General features: G+C 54.0%; 17 protein-coding genes. 10 read left to right on the top strand and 7 right to left on the bottom strand.

The features are described 5' to 3' along the window. From cbpM to dsbA, 3 genes are all read right to left on the bottom strand, one after another. The coding region (gene cbpM, locus JSN25_RS13400; protein WP_204525020.1) for a chaperone modulator CbpM at positions 1-283 on the bottom strand (283 nt) is incomplete at its 3' end. Then, positions 276-1,202, bottom strand: coding sequence for a curved DNA-binding protein (gene cbpA, locus JSN25_RS13405; RefSeq protein WP_038639512.1), 927 nt, complete (start codon positions 1,200-1,202; stop codon positions 276-278). The genes cbpM and cbpA, both read right to left, overlap by 8 nt. Positions 1,203-1,408: 206 nt before the next feature. Further along, entirely contained in the window at positions 1,409-2,032 is a 624-nt protein-coding gene (dsbA, locus tag JSN25_RS13410) for a thiol:disulfide interchange protein DsbA (protein WP_204525724.1), read from the bottom strand. A 420-nt stretch (positions 2,033-2,452) separates the two neighbouring features. Between dsbA and JSN25_RS13415 the strand changes: the two genes are divergently transcribed. The 7 genes from JSN25_RS13415 to agp all read left to right on the top strand — a co-directional run bounded on the left by JSN25_RS13415 (position 2,453) and on the right by agp (position 8,856). Further along, positions 2,453-2,815 (top strand): copper resistance protein, encoded by a 363-nt coding sequence (locus tag JSN25_RS13415; protein WP_204525021.1) that lies wholly within the window; start codon positions 2,453-2,455, stop codon positions 2,813-2,815. Positions 2,816-2,863: 48 nt separating this feature from the next. Next, positions 2,864-4,744 carry a protein-disulfide reductase DsbD family protein gene (locus JSN25_RS13420; protein WP_204525022.1) on the top strand — a complete coding sequence of 627 codons (1,881 nt, stop codon included), beginning with the start codon at positions 2,864-2,866 and terminating at the stop codon, positions 4,742-4,744. Continuing rightward, positions 4,741-5,364 carry a DsbA family protein gene (locus JSN25_RS13425; RefSeq protein WP_069323285.1) on the top strand — a complete coding sequence of 208 codons (624 nt, stop codon included), beginning with the start codon at positions 4,741-4,743 and terminating at the stop codon, positions 5,362-5,364. The genes JSN25_RS13420 and JSN25_RS13425 overlap by 4 nt, the downstream gene beginning before the upstream one ends. Further along, a complete protein-coding gene (locus JSN25_RS13430; RefSeq protein ID WP_087857510.1) occupies positions 5,354-5,860 on the top strand; it encodes a protein disulfide oxidoreductase in 507 nt (168 codons plus the stop codon). Before JSN25_RS13425 ends, JSN25_RS13430 begins: the two co-directional genes overlap by 11 nt. A 135-nt stretch (positions 5,861-5,995) precedes the next feature. After that, on the top strand, positions 5,996-6,751 hold the full coding sequence (locus JSN25_RS13435; RefSeq protein ID WP_137347916.1) for a sulfite exporter TauE/SafE family protein: 756 nt from the start codon (positions 5,996-5,998) through the stop codon (positions 6,749-6,751). 68 nt (positions 6,752-6,819) lie between these two features. Continuing rightward, positions 6,820-7,527 (top strand): ArsR/SmtB family transcription factor, encoded by a 708-nt coding sequence (locus JSN25_RS13440; RefSeq protein ID WP_204525023.1) that lies wholly within the window; start codon positions 6,820-6,822, stop codon positions 7,525-7,527. A gap of 87 nt (positions 7,528-7,614) precedes the next feature. Beyond that, a complete protein-coding gene (agp, locus tag JSN25_RS13445; RefSeq protein WP_038639533.1) occupies positions 7,615-8,856 on the top strand; it encodes a bifunctional glucose-1-phosphatase/inositol phosphatase in 1,242 nt (413 codons plus the stop codon). A gap of 38 nt (positions 8,857-8,894) precedes the next feature. Here the strand turns inward: agp and JSN25_RS13450 are convergent, their stop codons facing one another. Beyond that, complete coding sequence (locus tag JSN25_RS13450; protein WP_038639537.1) at positions 8,895-9,122, bottom strand: YccJ family protein; 228 nt, start codon at positions 9,120-9,122, stop codon at positions 8,895-8,897. 20 nt (positions 9,123-9,142) lie between these two features. Beyond that, positions 9,143-9,739, bottom strand: coding sequence for an NAD(P)H:quinone oxidoreductase (gene wrbA, locus JSN25_RS13455; RefSeq protein WP_003036019.1), 597 nt, complete (start codon positions 9,737-9,739; stop codon positions 9,143-9,145). 386 nt (positions 9,740-10,125) lie between these two features. Here wrbA and JSN25_RS13460 point away from each other — a divergent pair, with 386 nt between their 5' ends. The 3 genes from JSN25_RS13460 (at position 10,126) to rutR (ending at position 12,072) form a co-directional block, all read left to right on the top strand. After that, entirely contained in the window at positions 10,126-10,299 is a 174-nt protein-coding gene (locus JSN25_RS13460) for a con-10 family general stress protein (RefSeq protein ID WP_003036022.1), read from the top strand. A 161-nt stretch (positions 10,300-10,460) separates the two neighbouring features. Next, the gene (locus tag JSN25_RS13465; RefSeq protein WP_110498406.1) at positions 10,461-11,375 is read left to right on the top strand and encodes a DMT family transporter; all 915 of its coding nucleotides are present in this window, start codon (positions 10,461-10,463) and stop codon (positions 11,373-11,375) included. Between the two features lie 58 nt (positions 11,376-11,433). Then, on the top strand, positions 11,434-12,072 hold the full coding sequence (gene rutR, locus JSN25_RS13470) for an HTH-type transcriptional regulator RutR (RefSeq protein WP_038639547.1): 639 nt from the start codon (positions 11,434-11,436) through the stop codon (positions 12,070-12,072). Here rutR and JSN25_RS13475 read toward each other — a convergent pair. Together JSN25_RS13475 and putA are read right to left on the bottom strand one after the other, a co-directional pair. After that, positions 12,069-12,464, bottom strand: coding sequence for a lysozyme inhibitor LprI family protein (locus JSN25_RS13475; protein ID WP_085048551.1), 396 nt, complete (start codon positions 12,462-12,464; stop codon positions 12,069-12,071). The genes rutR and JSN25_RS13475 overlap by 4 nt on opposite strands. 58 nt (positions 12,465-12,522) lie before the next feature. Continuing rightward, positions 12,523-16,485 (bottom strand): trifunctional transcriptional regulator/proline dehydrogenase/L-glutamate gamma-semialdehyde dehydrogenase, encoded by a 3,963-nt coding sequence (gene putA, locus JSN25_RS13480; protein WP_204525024.1) that lies wholly within the window; start codon positions 16,483-16,485, stop codon positions 12,523-12,525. Between the last annotated feature and the right edge of the window lie 415 nt (positions 16,486-16,900).

Raw genomic sequence — 16,900 nt, forward strand, 5'->3', positions numbered from 1 at the left:
TGATAAAGCGAGACAGGCGTTGGCGCAACACACGGTTTTCCTGACGCAACTGCGCGTTCTCTTCTAACAATGTCAGCGCAACGGCGATTCCCGGCCAGTCAAGCTCCAGCTCCTGGCGCAGGCGCATTGCGCGTCGCATTACGGTCAGGGCATGATCGTCAAAGGTCTCGTCTTCATGGGGTTCAATCACCCCTAAGCCGACAATCTCATGCAGTTCCTCTTCTGATACACCGGTGTACAGACAAAATTCGGTAATGCTAAAGGTGACAGTGACGTTAGCCATTATGCTTTCCCCACTCTTTGCGCGGATCAAAGGTCTTTTGTGCATCTGCCAGCTGTTGCCACAGGGTGGCTGTGTTGTCGTCAGGTTTCGGCGGCATCACGATTTTGATCACCGCGTACAAATCGCCGGTATGTTTTTTACTCACCAGACCTTTGCCTTTAATGCGTAACCGCTGCCCGGCCTGACTGCCCGCAGGGATGGTTAACAGGATGCTTTCTTTCAGCGTAGGTACGGTCACTTTCGCGCCCAAAGCAGCTTCCCACGGCGCTACGGGAACGACAACTTCCAGATCCTGATTGACGATATCAAACAGTGGGTGCGGTGCGATATGAATCACCAACCACAAATCACCGTTCGGCCCTCCGTTTTCACCAGGGGTACCCTGGCCTTTCAAACGGATACGCTGACCGTTGCCCACGCCTGCCGGGATTTTCACGTTCAGTGTTTTGGGAATTTCTCGTTCAACCATGCCGAAGGCATTGTAAACCGGCAGGTTGTAACTGATCGTGCGGCTGTGTTCAGTGAGCGTTTCTTCGAGGAATACGGCAACTTCAATTTCAATATCATGTCCGCGGCTGGCATGGCGCTGTCGCGTGTGGTGTGCATGCTGACCAAAAATGGAGGAGAAAATATCGTCGAAATCTTCGGCGCTGTAGTTTTGATTCTCTCCTTGCTGGAATTGACGGTTGAACTGAGGGTCGTTGCGGTGCTGCCACAACTGGTCGTACTCGGCGCGTCGCTGTTCATCACTCAGTACTTCCCAGGCTTCAGCGACCTCTTTGAACCGGGCCTCTGCGTCAGGCTCTTTGCTGACATCAGGATGGTATTTACGGGCGAGTCGACGATAGGCGGTCTTGATTGTCTTGAGATCGTCTGTCGGTTTCACGCCCATAATGGCGTAATAATCCTTTAATTCCATAGCGTTCTCTCGTGTAAATCAACACTTGCAGAAGGTGAACCCTGACAAAAGGTGTCACCGCTAAGTTTAGGGTAATCCTGATAACGGCGAATGCCAACCGGGAAGAAAGGATATCGGTATAAACGATGCTGGCGTCGCACCACCAACAGCGCGTTGCAAGGTGGTGGCGTCTGTTGTGTGGTGCGAATAGTCGGATTAGCGAAATATCAGGATTTGGTCATCAGGAAGCGGACCGTGTCTGCATAGTTCTGTACGAAAGAATTAAGGTCATCTGATTTCAGTCCCTTCGGATTGATCATATATTTACCGTTAATAAAAATGGCAGGTACACCTTTTAAATCCACAGCTTTAGCCATTTCCTGTTGTTTGGCGGTGAGTGATTTCACGGCAAAGCTATTCCACGCAGCATCATAATCGCTGGCACTGACGCCGGCGTTGATAAATACGTTACGAATATCGTCTGCTGTCTTAATCGTTTGTTTTTTCTGCACGGCATCAAAAAGCAATGGTTTCACTTTGTCCTCCACGTTCAGGAGAATGGCGACGGACCAGGCATGCGTCATGTCTTGCCCCAAAGGGCCTAAAAAATCGACGTGATACTCGGTGAGTTTGACATCATCAGGCAGAACTTTTTTCACGTTATCAGTCACTTTAAACACTTCATCATATTGATAGCATGAAGGGCAGTAAAACGAGAAAAACTTCAGCGCCGCCGGTGCTGTAGCGACAGGTTTTTCCAGTGAAATAAATTCTTTGCCGTCGGTAAATGTTGCCGCCTGAGCGCTAACTGTGAAAAGTAATCCAATCAGGGGTAATAAATATTTTTTCATTTCCATATACTCTAAATAACATTTATTAAACATGTTGTTCTTGAAATGAACGGGTGTCCATTACGTTACGCTATAATACGATACTCACATTGAAAATGTGCTGAACCTTACTTTCATTTACGCATCAATACATGGCAGTACATTCGAAGTGTCTTTTTTCTGCTGGTGTTAAATATTATCGGGTACCCTTTATAAATAATGAATAATAACTGGCGTAACATTTTAAGGGGGTATTTAATCCGCAATGTTATATTGTAATAAGTAATGCTGAAAATATGATGAATAATCATTTCACATATAGTGTTTCTATTGCGCGAGGGCGTGTATGACCTTCAAATAACAGGACATAACTTTACAGCGCAAAGGTTGCTAAAACCTGGCGAGTGGTTAAGATAACCCGCATCAATCAGTGAGGGTAGAATGGCGAAACGTCAACGGCTGGGATGGTGGTTCCTCTGTCTGGCATGTGTTGTGGTGATGGTTTGCACCGCGCAACGCATGGCGGGCCTGCACGCGTTGCAGATGAACACCGTTGTCACAAGCGTTGTCACAAGCGAACAAGCGCAACCTGATGAGGCTGCCCCGGTTACCCCTTGTGAACTGAGCGCGAAGTCGTTACTGGCTGCGCCGCCGGTACTGTTTGAGGGCATTATTCTGGCGCTGTGTCTGCTGCTGTCGCTACTGGCGCCAGTGCGGGCGTTTCGTTTACCTTTTTTCCCACCGCGAGCCATCTCGCCGCCCACTCTCAGGGTACATCTCCGATTTTGCGTCTTCCGTGAATGACAGAACAGCCGTTGCTGACTGTTAGATAATTATTCACGGAGAAAAACTATGATGACTGTTTTCAGGCAGGCGCTGCTCTGTCTGTTATTACTCTGGCTGCCCGTATCCTGGGCGGCTGACCCCGGCTGGCTACGTTCACCCGATAACGATCACGCCAGCGTGCGATTACGCGCCGATACCTCAGCCGCCGGTGAAACCCGTCTGCTGCTGGATGTTAATCTGGAGGATGGCTGGAAAACCTACTGGCGTTCGCCGGGGGAGGGGGGCGTTGCGCCGTCTATCGCCTGGAAGGGCGAAATGCCGACGGTCGACTGGTTCTGGCCAACCCCTGCGCGTTTTGAGGTCGCCAATATCACCACCCAGGGGTATCACGATCGGGTGACGTTCCCGATGATGGTGCGCGGCAGATCGCCCGCCACGCTTAGCGGCGTGTTGACACTATCCACCTGTAGCAACGTTTGCCTGTTGACGGATTTTCCTTTTTCCGTGACGCCCACCGCCGAGGATCCGACTTTTGCGCATGACTATGCTCAGGCGATGGGGCAGATCCCGCTCGCCAGTGGCCTGACTGATTCTCTTCATGCCGGGGCGCGTGCTGGAGAACTGGTCGTTGAGGCGCAGCGCGCCGGAGGCTGGACTGCGCCAGGGCTGTATCTGGATGCCGTAGATGATGCGGATTTTGGTATGCCGCAAATCCAGGTTGACGGGGAAACGCTACGCGCCACGGTACCTGTCCATGATGGCTGGGGGGAAGGCGCGCCGGATCTGCGCGGTAAGTCGGTCACGCTGGTTTTGGCTGATAATGGCGTGGCGCAGGAAAGCCGTCTTGCGATTGGCGAAGCGCCAGCCATCGATAACGCTTCGCTTCCGCTGTGGCAGGTGGCGCTAATGGCGTTACTGGGCGGGTTGATTCTCAACCTGATGCCCTGCGTGTTACCGGTGCTGGGTATGAAGCTGGGTTCGATTTTACTGGTTGAGGAAAAAAGCCGCCGCCAGATTCGCCGTCAATTCCTCGCATCGGTAGCCGGAATACTGGTCTCCTTTATGGCGCTGGCGCTATTGATGACGGTGCTGCGGTTAACCAATCAGGCGCTTGGCTGGGGGATCCAGTTCCAGAATCCGTGGTTCATCGGTGTCATGGTACTGGTGATGCTGACGTTCAGCGCCAGCCTGTTTGGGTGGTTTGAATTCCGCTTGCCTTCGGCGATGACTACCACGCTGGCGACTCATGGCGGCAACGGCCTGGCGGGACATTTCTGGCAAGGCGCATTTGCGACCCTGCTTGCCACGCCATGCAGCGCCCCGTTTCTGGGCACGGCTGTGGCGGTGGCGCTGACGGCCTCATTGCCGACGCTGTGGGGACTGTTTATCGCGCTAGGTCTGGGGATGAGCCTGCCGTGGCTGCTGGTGGCCCTGCGTCCCGGTCTGGCGCTGCGCCTGCCGCGACCGGGGCGCTGGATGAATATCCTGCGGCGTTTGCTTGGCGTGATGATGCTGGGTTCGGCTATCTGGCTGGCGACATTGCTGCTCCCGCATTTAGGGCTGGCAGGGCAAAGTAGCGCTAAAGAGAGCGTGAACTGGCAACCGCTTAGCGAGCAGGCGATTGAAGAGGCGCTGGCGCAACACAAGCGTGTGTTTATTGACGTCACGGCGGACTGGTGTATTACCTGTAAGGTAAATAAATACAACGTTTTGCATAAAGATGACGTCCAGGCCGCGCTGCAGCAGCCGGATGTTGTGGCGCTGCGTGGTGACTGGACCCTCCCTTCTGAAGCCATCACCGAATTTTTGAAAAAACGCGGCCAGGTTGCTGTGCCGTATAACCAAATTTATGGCCCCGGTCTGCCGGAAGGTCAGGCGTTGCCAACGTTGTTAACCCGCGATGCGGTACTGCAAATGTTGAATGATGCTAAAGGAGTCACCCCATGAAGATGATGATTGTTCTGTTGTTAAGCCTGTTTTCCGCCGTCAGCGTGGCGAAAGAGCCTGCGCCATTTACCCCGGAACAGGAAAAGCAAATCGAAGCGCTTATCCAGGAAGCCCTGTTTAACGATCCTAACAGTCCACGAATTGGTGCAAAGCAGGCGAAACTGACGCTGATAAACTTTACCGATTACAACTGTCCATACTGCAAACAGCTCGATCCGATGCTGGAGAAAATTGTGCAGAAATACCCTGACGTGGCGGTGGTCATTAAACCGCTGCCATTTAAAGGGAAAAGTTCGGAACTGGCGGCGCGGACCGTGCTGACCACCTGGCATCAGCATCCGCAGCAGTTTCTGGCGCTGCATGAAAAGCTGATGCAGAAGAAGGGCTATCATACTGACGTGAGTATCAAGCAGGCCCAGGAAAAAGCGGGTGCCACTCCGGTGACGCTGGACGCGCAAAGCGCTGAAACGCTGAGTACGAATCTGCAACTGGCGCGACTGGTCGGGGTGCAAGGTACCCCTGCAACGATTATTGGCGATGAACTCATTCCGGGCGCAGTACCATGGGAAACGCTTGAGGACGTCGTAAAAGAAAAACTGGCGGCGGCCAATGGTCAGTAAGCTGCGCCGCTGGCTGCGCGAAGGGGTGATCTTACTGGCGTTGTTGGCCGGTGTGATGTTGCTGATGGATGCCTGGCGTGCCCCGCAGCTCCCTGCCTCTTTTGACAGCACACCTTTACAAACGCTGGATGGTGAAACCGTCACGCTGGCGGCGCTGAGTCAACACGAGCCAGTATTGCTCTATTTCTGGGCCAGCTGGTGCGGCGTGTGTCGCTTCACGACGCCGGAAGTCGCCAGGCTACGTTCGCAAGGGGAAAACGTGATGACCATTGCGCTACGCTCCGGCAATGAAGCTGAGGTATCCCGCTGGCTGTCGCGAAAAGGCGTGGACTTTCCGGTCATCAATGATGCAAACGGGGCAATTTCCCGCAGTTGGGCAATCAGCGTCACGCCCACGCTGGTGGTAATGTCGCAAGGCCGGGTGGTGTCTACAACCAGCGGCTGGACCAGCTACTGGGGCATGAAGCTTCGGTTGTGGTGGGCGAAAACGTTCTAATATTCGTGCCGGGGAAACCCGGCATTTTTTATGGTGCCGCCGCTAAAACGGGAGGACATATTTCGTTGTCTGGCGAAGCAAGCAGAGTGATTGATGTTCAGAATGAGTCACCTTCTCTTTGCAGGAAAGTGCAACATGACGAGTTCTGTAGCGTTTGGACCTTCTCTGGTAATGATGATTGCCGCCACATTTGTCCTCGCCGGCATGGTGAAAGGGGTCACCGGTATGGGGTTACCCACCGTGGCGATGGGGATCCTCGGATCGCTTATTTCGCCGGTTGCCGCGGCGGCAATGCTGCTCTTACCCTCGCTTATTAGTAATTTGTTTCAGTTTGGCGGCGGCGGTAATACACGCAGATTGCTCAAACGGCTGTGGCCAATGCTGTTGACGGTAGTGGTGGCGACCCTGCTTGCCAGCGCCTGGATTACCGGCGGCGACACGGCCCGTACCCAGTTTGCGCTCGGCGTAGCGCTGGTGGCTTACGCCATCTGGACGTTGGCGGGTAAGACGATCGCGGTGGCCGCGCACCGTGAAAAACCATACTCCCTTGTTGTTGGATTCGTTACCGGCTTGCTGACCGGCGGAACCGGCGTATTTGTGATGCCTGCGGTGCCCTGGATCCAATCCCTGGGTTTTGAGAAAGATGAACTGGTGCAGGCGCTGGGGATCTCTTTCACATTTTCAACGCTGGCGCTGGCGCTCGGACTGTGGTGGCACAATGCGCTGCCCGCACAGTCGCTGAGCTTATCGGCGTTGGCCATTGTGCCTGCGCTGATTGGTCAGTGGATGGGGACTCGTGTGCGACGGGTTATATCTCCGCTGGTGTTTAAACGCTGTTTTCTGTTGTGTTTGCTTGGACTGGGTGTGGAGATGATGGTGCGTGCGGTGTGACCCTTCGGTGACTTTCGCGCGTTTTCATGGCATCGTTAATTCAGATATTTAGCGCCAACGAGGTCACTATGGCATCCGTAATGTTAAAGGAAGAAGAGGGCGAGCTGGAGTCGCGCATGGCGCTCACTGCGGCAGTCATGGCCGATAAATCGCGCTCGCGTATGCTGTGTGCGCTGATGGATGGCCGCGCCTGGACCGCGACCGAACTTAGCGCCGTAGCGGATGTATCCGCTTCGACCGCCAGCGCGCATCTGGCGCGTTTGTGCGAACAACATTTTGTGGTGGCGCTCGCTCAGGGAAGACATCGTTATTTTCGCCTCGCAAGCGCGGAGATTGCTGAACTGCTGGAACGACTGATGGGGGTGGCGTGGGCGACATCTCCCCCTCGAAAAATCACCACGCCCCTAAGTTTGCGGCATGCCCGCACCTGCTACGACCATCTCGCCGGAGAAGTGGCGGTGAGACTGTTTGATACGTTCGTTTCCCGTCAGTGGTTAACGCCGGATGGTGAAACGCTAACTGAACTCGGGCAGGAAAAACTGACGGAAATGGGGATCGTCCTCTTTACCGGCTCGTCACGGCGGAAATTAACCTGTGGTTGTCTGGACTGGAGTGAGCGACGTTACCATCCTGGCGGCGTGCTTGGCGCAACGCTGTTACGTTGGTTTACCGAACAAAAGTGGATTAAAACGCAGACCGGTAGTCGCCATGTCACCTTTACCCCACCAGGGATCCGTAAACTCAATAGCGAGTTCGGTATTAAAACAACACGGTAGATGCCCTGTTTTGCGAAAGCGTTCCCGGAAAAATGTCCTGTTTCTGTCACACTCTGTTGTGATTGATAACAACAAGAGGTCGTAGGGATGAATAAATCGTTAATCGCCGCAGCCGTGGCAGGGGCTGTATTAGTGTCAGGCGCTGCGTACGCGCAGACCGCGCCGGAAGGCTACCAGCTTCAGCAAGTATTGATGATGAGTCGGCATAACTTACGTGCACCTTTAGCCAATAACGGCAGCGTTCTTGAGCAGTCCACACCTAAACAATGGCCGGAATGGGATGTTCCTGGCGGGCAACTCACCACCAAAGGCGGCGTGCTGGAAGTCTATATGGGTCACTACATGCGTGAGTGGCTGGCAGAGCAAGGGATGGTAAAAACGGGCGAATGTCCGGCTCCGGACACGGTCTATACCTATGCGAATAGCCTACAGCGTACGGTTGCTACGGCGCAGTTCTTTGTCACCGGCGCATTCCCGGGGTGCGATGTTCCAGTTCATCATCAGGAAAAAATGGGCACTATGGATCCCACCTTTAACCCGGTGATCACCGATGATTCTGCCGCCTTCAGCCAGCAGGCTGTCCAGGCGATGGAAAAAGAGCGCAGCAAAATGCAGCTCAGCGACAGCTATCAATTGCTTGAGCAAATGACAGACTACAAAGACTCGCCATCCTGCAAAGAAAAACAGCAGTGTTCCCTGACCGACGCCAAAGATACGTTCAGCGCCAAATACCAGCAGGAGCCGGGGGTGTCAGGACCATTAAAGGTGGGGAACTCGCTGGTCGATGCTTTCACGCTGCAATATTACGAAGGATTCCCGATGGACCAGGTCGCCTGGGGGGAAATTAAGTCCGATCAACAGTGGAAGGTGCTGTCGAAGCTGAAAAATGGCTATCAGGACAGCCTGTTCACCTCGCCGGAAGTGGCGCAGAACGTCGCCAAACCGCTGGTGAAATATATTGATAATGCGCTGGTCACCGAACGCATGAAAGCACCGAAAATAACCGTGCTGGTGGGGCATGACTCAAACATTGCTTCGCTGCTCACCGCGCTGGATTTCAAACCGTATCAGCTTCACGACCAGAACGAGCGTACGCCGATCGGCGGGAAGATTGTCTTCCAGCGCTGGCATGACAGCAAGGCGAATCGTGATCTGATGAAAATCGAATATGTCTATCAAAGCTCGCAGCAGTTGCGTAATGCGGATGTCCTGACGCTGAAATCCCCGGCGCAGCGTGTGACGCTGGAGCTGAAAGGGTGTCCGGTAGATGCGAACGGCTTTTGCCCAATCGATAAGTTCGATAGCGTGTTGAATGAGGCGGCGAAGTAAAAGAAAAACTCCCCCGTGCGAGCGGGGGAGTCAGAGCGCTAGACGTTTTTGCGTTCGATAGTCTGTTCACCCCAAAAGAGCGAATCTTTGTCTGTTTTCTCAAAGGCTTTGATGAGCACCTCATCGCTACCTTCTTCCCAAATTTTTTCCGCCAGTTTCTCGTCATAATGCGCGACTTCAAAAATGGCTTCGGCTATTTCCGGCGATGTATTGCGCAGACTTGCCCATTCACCGACGTGATGGGCTTTCGCTTCTTGAGTTGGCATTCGAATCCTCCTGTTGAAGATTAGCCGTTGAGTTTTACTGCCAGACCTGCGACATATTCACCCTGATAGCGGGCGATAGACAACTCTTCCTGACTTGGCTGACGGGAGCCGTCGCCTCCGGCGATAGTGGTTGCGCCGTAAGGCGTACCGCCGCGAACCTGTGAGACATCAAACAGCTCTTGCGCTGCGTAGCCGATCGGCACAATCACCATCCCATGATGGGCAAGCGTCGTCCAGGTTGAGGTAATGGTTTGTTCCTGACCGCCGCCGGTCCCCGTTGAGCTGAATACGCTGGCGAGTTTGCCGTACAGCGCGCCGGAAGCCCACAGCCCGCCGGTCTGGTCAAGGAAAGTACGCATCTGGCCGGACATATTGCCAAAGCGTGTGGGGGTACCAAAAATGATGGCGTCGTAATCAGCCAGTTCTTGCGGGGTGGCGACTGGTGCATTTTGTGTTTTACCGCCCGCCTTGAGGAAAATCTCAGGCTGCATGGTTTCCGGTACACGCTTAATGATGACTTCCGCGCCGTCTACCTTATTTGCGCCTTCTGCAACTGCATGGGCCATAGTTTCAATGTGTCCGTACATGGAATAATAAAGCACCAGAACTTTTGCCATTTTACACTACTCCTCGAGTTAACCGTGTCCGTAGCGATTCGCTACCTACCTATAAAGATATGACGTACTGTCAGGAGTGCAAATTTCACAAACACTTCTTTGATTTATAACAATTTTTATAACATCCTCTTTTGTTGCAAAATGATACATATTTAACCGTGCGAAATTTGGCAGTCATAAGAAAGGCTTATTGATTTCTTCTTGTTATTATTTTGATCATGCAGCGGATCCTGTTGCAGGATATTACAGTTTGCTGGTCAACAGGCCGGTCTTCGCTAAGCTTAATTCCACGCAGTGAAAACAAGGGCCTCGCCCAGACGCTGCGTTGAGGTATCACTCCTCAGTACCTATGCAATATGATGTCTAATCAATGACGGAGGTCAGTAATGGCAAACCATCGAGGCGGTTCCGGTAACTTTGCGGAAGACCGCGAAAGAGCATCAGAAGCAGGTCGAAAAGGTGGCCAGCACAGCGGGGGCAACTTCAAGAATGACCCGCAACGCGCTTCAGAAGCAGGCAAGAAAGGGGGCAAAAATAGCCACGGCAACAATAAATCGTAATTATTGCATTGCCTGTTAGTTATGTCGTGACGGTCTCGTGTTTCATCTTAGCCGTCACGAAGCCACCGCCGCCGGGATCATCCGGCGGTTTTTTTGTCAGCAAGGTTGAACTGTAACAAAACGCAACGCAGACTAATGACATTCTGTTAATCGGGTGTCTCATGTCTTTACTTTCTCGTTATTCCTTTTCGGTTAAACCTCAGGAGGCGATCCTCATTGTGATCACCATGTTCTGGGGTGGAACGTTTTTGGCGGTGCAATATGCCGTTACTCTGAGCGGGCCCTTTTTCTTTGTCGGTGTGCGTTTTGCTACTGCCGCGCTGGCCGTTGCGCTTCTGTCGTGGCGAACGCTGCATAAGCTGACCTGGCTGGAGTTTAAAGCTGGCGTGGCAATTGGCATTGCGATAGCGCTGGGCTATAGCCTGCAAACCTGGGGCTTGCAGTTTATTCCCAGCAGTAAATCGGCGTTTATTACCGCGATGTACGTACCGCTGGTGCCGCTGTTGCAATGGCTGTGCCTGGGGCGTATGCCTGGCCTGATGCCGTGTGTCGGGATTGTACTGGCCTTTATCGGGTTGATTTTTCTTGCCGGACCGGGGGGAAATTTACTGGCGCTGGGTGAAGGTGAGTGGATCACGCTCGCGGGCGCGGTGGCCATTGCGGCAGAAATTATTCTGATTAGCGCGTGGGCGGGAAAAGTAGATGTGCGTCGGGTAACGGTGGTGCAACTGGCAACCGCTTCTGTGGCGGCGTTTATTGCCATGGCCCCGGCAGGAGAGGCTGTACCGCCGATGTCGACAGGATTGCTGGTGGTCGCGCTGGGATTAGGAATATTTAGCGCGATTATTCAGGTCACCATGAACTGGGCGCAGCGCAGCGTTTCGCCGACGCGGGCGACGGTCATCTACACCGGAGAGCCGGTGTGGGCGGGGATCTTTGGTCGTCTGGCGGGTGAACGCCTACCGCTACTGGCTTTGTTAGGCGCAGCATTCATTATTGTTGGCGTGCTGGTCAGCGAACTGAAGTTCAAGAAGAAAAAAGCGCAGCCGCAGGCGGCGCCTCCTGAATCGCTTTAATTTAACCATTCACCGTGTGATTTGGTATGCTGACGCCCTCACAAGAAGGAGAGGGCGCATGGTCCAACGCGCAGAGAAAAAAAACGGTAAACGCTCGCAGGCCGTCAGTGCAAAACGTCAGGCTATTTTAACCGCGGCATTAAATATCTTTTCCCAATATGGGATCCACGGTACGCGTCTGGAACAGGTGGCAGAGCAGGCGGGGGTGTCAAAAACGAATCTGCTCTATTATTACCCGTCAAAAGAGGTGCTCTATATTGCCGTTTTACGGCAAATCCTCGACATCTGGCTGGCACCGCTAAAGGCGTTTCGCGAAGACTTTGCGCCGCTGGTGGCCATTAAGGAATATATTCGCCTGAAGCTGGAAGTGTCGCGCGATTACCCGCAGGCGTCCCGGTTATTCTGCATGGAGATGCTGGCGGGCGCGCCATTGTTGATGGCTGAATTAACGGGCGATCTTAAAACGCTGATTGATGAGAAATCGGCGTTGATTGCCGGATGGGTCAGCAGTGGGAAACTGGCTCCTGTCGATCCGCACCATCTGATTTTCATGATTTGGGCTTCAACACAGCATTATGCAGACTTTGCCCCACAGGTAGAGGCGGTAACGGGCGCAACGCTGCGTGATGAAGCCTTTTTTAACCAGACCGTTGAGAGCGTACAGCGGATGATTATCGAAGGGATCCGCGTGCGTTAGCTGGCAGGCGGTAGCGGACAGCTTAAATCGCCTTCTTCACACTGTAAAAGCGAGGCGAGAAACGCTTCGCGCTCGTTGGTCTTATCCGTTAAACACTGGCTAGAAATCATCGCCTGGGCGCTTCCGCCTTCGGTACCGGAACTGATTAACGCACAGTCTGCATCGCGCAGGGTTATCCACGAAGTTTGCGCTTTTTTCAGTAAATCGCGCTGGGTCGGGGCGGCGCGCTTTAGCGCATTCTGATACGTTTCATTAAGTTTGGCGTCGGCCGCTTTAAACTGCTCTGCCGCACAGGTGTTCATTTCAGCTTGATTATTCGCGTTGGCGCAGTCATCTGCCAGCGCCTGGCCGCTCAGCAGCAGCGCTGCACATGTCAGTAAAATTCGTTTCATGTTTCCCTCTGACTTTATAAAAAAGGCCCCGTTACCGGAGCCTTAATTAACCACAACCTTAGCCGATTGTCATCAGGCTGGCGTTGCCTCCGGCGGCGGCGGTATTGACGCTCAGGGAGCGTTCAATATACAGCCTTTCAAGCAGGATATTGCTTTCGCCGCGGGCAAAGCCCTGAACCGACACAATCGCTCCTTCACGGGCCGCCACCGCTTCACACAGCGCGCGAAGCTGATCGGAATCGCCATGGAAAATCACGGCATCAAACGGCTGCGTGGCGATGTTGTCCGCTTTGGCAAACTGAATTCGCCCGGAGACTGCAACTGGCAGACGTTTTGCCAGTTCACGATGGAACGCATCATCCGGCCACAGGATCAAGCTTCCCACCGAAGTCACAGCGGCAACCTGCACCAGCGCATCCTGCTCGTCATCAGCGATACACAGTACGCGCTCGCGCGGTAACAGCGTCCAGGTATTGCGCTCGCCGGTTGGTCCTGGCAGCAGACGTTGTGTTCCGGCCTGCGCCAGTTCACCAAAGTGCTGGCAAAGCGCACGCAGCGACGGACGATCGGCGGCCCATTCGGTGAGTGCTTCCAGCGGTTGAACAAGAGCCGCTTTGAGCTGCGCATCGACAGGATAGTCTGCATCCTGACGGGCAAGCGTAATGCCCAGCGCATTCTCCGGGCGGTTAGCCAGCAGGCGGTACAGGTACAGCGGTCCACCTGCTTTTGGTCCGGTTCCTGACAAGCCTTCGCCACCGAATGGCTGCACCCCGACGACGGCGCCAACCATATTACGGTTAACGTACAGGTTCCCCACATGTGCAGATCCCGTGACCTGAGCGATGGTTTCATCGATACGGGTGTGGACGCCCAGCGTCAGGCCGTAGCCGGAGGCATTAATTTGTTCAATCAGGCTGCCCAGATTGTTACGGGTGTAACGCACGACATGCAGTACCGGACCGAACACCTCTTTTTGTAATTCATCGAAGCTTTCCAGCTCGATAAGCGTCGGAGCGATAAAGGTACCGGTTTGCCATTCCCGCGCATCGTCACTGTTCTCACGCACGGCCTGGAATACCGGACGTCCTTTGGCGCGCATGGCCTGAATATGGCGCTCAATATTGGCTTTGGCTTCTTTATCGATAACCGGCCCAATATCGGTAGTCAGGCGACCCGGATTACCCATGCGGCATTCCGCCATCGCCCCGCGCAGCATTTTCAGCGTGTGGTCGGCAATATCATCCTGCAGACACAGGACGCGCAGCGCGGAGCAGCGCTGTCCGGCACTGTCAAAAGCAGAAGCCAACACGTCGACCACCACCTGTTCCGTTAACGCTGAGGAGTCGACGATCATCGCGTTCATGCCACCGGTTTCGGCGATAAGTGGGATTGGACGGCCCTGAGCATCAAGGCGGGTCGCGATATTGCGTTGCAACAGCGTGGCGACTTCCGTCGAGCCGGTAAACATCACGCCGCGTACGCGCTCATCGGAAGTGAGCTGCGCCCCGACGGTTTCGCCCTGGCCTGGCAATAGTTGTACCACGCCCGGCGGTACGCCCGCTTCGAGTAAAATAGCGATACCCTGGGCGGCAATCAGCGGGGTTTGTTCCGCTGGTTTTGCCAGTACGCTGTTGCCTGCGGCCAGCGCGGCGGCAATCTGTCCGCTGAAAATAGCCAGCGGGAAGTTCCACGGGCTGATACAAACTACCGGGCCTAACGGACGGTGGGTTTCATTATCGAAGTCATCGCGCACCTGGCCTGCATAATAGTGCAAGAAGTCTACCGCTTCGCGCACTTCTGCAATGGCGTTGCTGAAGGTTTTACCCGCTTCGCGTACCAGAATGCCAATTAATTGCTGCATCTGGCCTTCCATCAGAACGGCAGCGCGATGCAAAATAGCGGCGCGCTCTTGTGGCGGCGTCGCAAACCAGATTGGCGCATTATTAACGGCGTTTTGTAATGCCTGTTCCACTTCGCTGTGAGTCGCTTCACGCACGTAGCCGACAATGTCTTTTGGCTCGGCCGGGTTAACGACCGGCGTCATTTCACCGTCAGCAACCGGCTGCTCGAGAATCGGTTTGGCATGCCATTTTTGCAGCGCGCTATTGAGCAGGGCAGAGGACAGCGAGGCCAGACGATGTTCGTTAGCCAAATCCAGTCCGCCTGAGTTTTCCCGGCCTTTACCGTACAGGTCGCGCGGTAGGGGAATCTTCGGATGCGGTAAACCTGTCTGGCCTTCCTGTTGCGCCAGTTTTTCCACGGCTTCGACCGGATCAGCAACCAGTTCGTCCAGCGGCAAGGTGGTGTCAGCAATGCGGTTGACGAACGAGGTGTTGGCGCCGTTTTCCAGCAGACGACGCACCAGGTACGCCAGCAGGGTTTCGTGTGTACCTACCGGCGCATAAATACGGCATGGACGGTTCAGTTTGCCATCCGCGACTTTGCCCGTGACCTGCTCGTACAGGGGTTCGCCCATACCGTGCAGGCACTGGAACTCATACTGACCAGGATAATAGTTTTGCCCCGCTAACTGATAAATCGCCGCCAGCGTGTGGGCGTTATGGGTGGCGAACTGCGGGTAGATCAGATTCGGTACGGCCAGCAGTTTTTTCGCACAGGCCAGATAGGAAACGTCGGTATACACCTTACGGGTATAAACCGGATAGCCTTCCAGACCGTCCATTTGCGCACGTTTGATTTCGCTATCCCAGTATGCGCCTTTAACCAGACGGATCATCAGGCGGCGGCGACTGCGGGTGGCGAGATCGATCAGATAGTCGATAACAAATGGGCAGCGCTTCTGGTAGGCCTGGATAACAAAGCCGATACCGTTCCAGCCCGCCAGTTCGGGTTCGAAGCACAGTTTTTCCAGCAGATCGAGGGAGATCTCCAGTCGGTCAGCCTCTTCGGCGTCGATATTAATACCGATGTCGTACTGACGGGCCAGCAGTGTCAACGATTTCAGGCGCGGATAGAGTTCATCCATCACGCGGTCATATTGCGCGCGGCTATAGCGCGGGTGCAGCGCCGACAGCTTAATAGAGATACCGGGCCCTTCATAAATGCCGCGTCCATTAGACGCTTTACCAATGGCGTGGATCGCCTGCTGGTAAGAAACCAGATAAGCCTGAGCATCAGCGGCGGTTAGCGCCGCTTCGCCCAGCATGTCGTAGGAGTAGCGGAAACCTTTTTCTTCCAGTTTACGTGCGTTAGCCAGCGCTTCGGCGATGGTTTCTCCGGTGACGAACTGTTCGCCCATCAGGCGCATCGCCATGTCGACGCCTTTACGCACTAAAGGTTCGCCGCTCTTGCCGATAATACGGTTGAGCGAGCGGGAGAGGCTGGCTTCGTTATGCGTAGAAACCAGACGACCGGTAAACAACAGTCCCCAGGTCGCCGCGTTAACGAACAGAGACGGGCTACGCCCAATGTGCGACTGCCAGTTACCGTTGCTGATTTTGTCGCGGATCAACGCATCGCGGGTTGCCTTATCGGGAATACGCAGCAGGGCTTCGGCCAGACACATCAGCGCCACGCCTTCCTGCGAAGAAAGGGAGAACTCCTGCAATAAACCTTGTACCATTCCGGCGCGACCGCTGGCGGTCTTCTGGTTACGCAATTTGTCGGCCAGATCGTACGCCAGCTTATGCGCCTGCTCGGCGATGGGTTGCGGCAGACGTGCCTGCTCCATCAGCATTGGCACGGCGTCGGTTTCGGCGCGGCGGTACGCGGCGGTGATTGCCGCACGGGAAACGGACTGCGGCAGAATTTGTTCGGCAAATTCCAGGAAAGGCTGATGCGCTTCATTCTGCGGCGTGGTTGACTCCTCGCCCTCATTCGCCGCGCCTGCCAGCAGTGCCGGCAGTTCAGGAAGCGCATCGTCATTTTCCAGTCTTTCAAGATAATTAAAGATGGCTTGTTTAATCAGCCAATGCGGTGTGCGATCGATTCGTGATGCGGCTGTTTTAATACGCTCGCGAGTGGCGTCATCCAGCTTAACCCCCATCGTGGTGGTTCCCATGCCGTTTACTCCTGTTGTACTGAAATACGGGTCTGATAGTTACCGAGAAATATCCACTATGTTGCAACTTTGTGCAACCGTGTTAAATGTGACGTGGTTTGCAAGCTTGAAAATGAATGAAATGTTAATAAAGTTGGTGTTCGTGACAGGGCGAATAAAAATTACGGAATCTTTTTCTCTGCGGTAGTTAACACTTTTCAAAGGTGCAACCAAGAAAAGTGTGAGGGAGTGCAACCTACAGAAAAATGCTATCTACTCTGGATCAATTTTGATGTAAATGGTGTGTTAAATCGATTGTGAATGACCATCGCTTCCGGCAGGATACGGTCGCCTGGTAAACATAGATATCTTTGCCACGTTCCGGCAGGGTAATAAAACGGCAAGCCACGGCATTGCTGATACATAATTTTGGAGA

The sequence above is a fragment of the Citrobacter cronae genome, from assembly GCF_016893685.1.
GTDB lineage: Bacteria > Pseudomonadota > Gammaproteobacteria > Enterobacterales > Enterobacteriaceae > Citrobacter > Citrobacter werkmanii.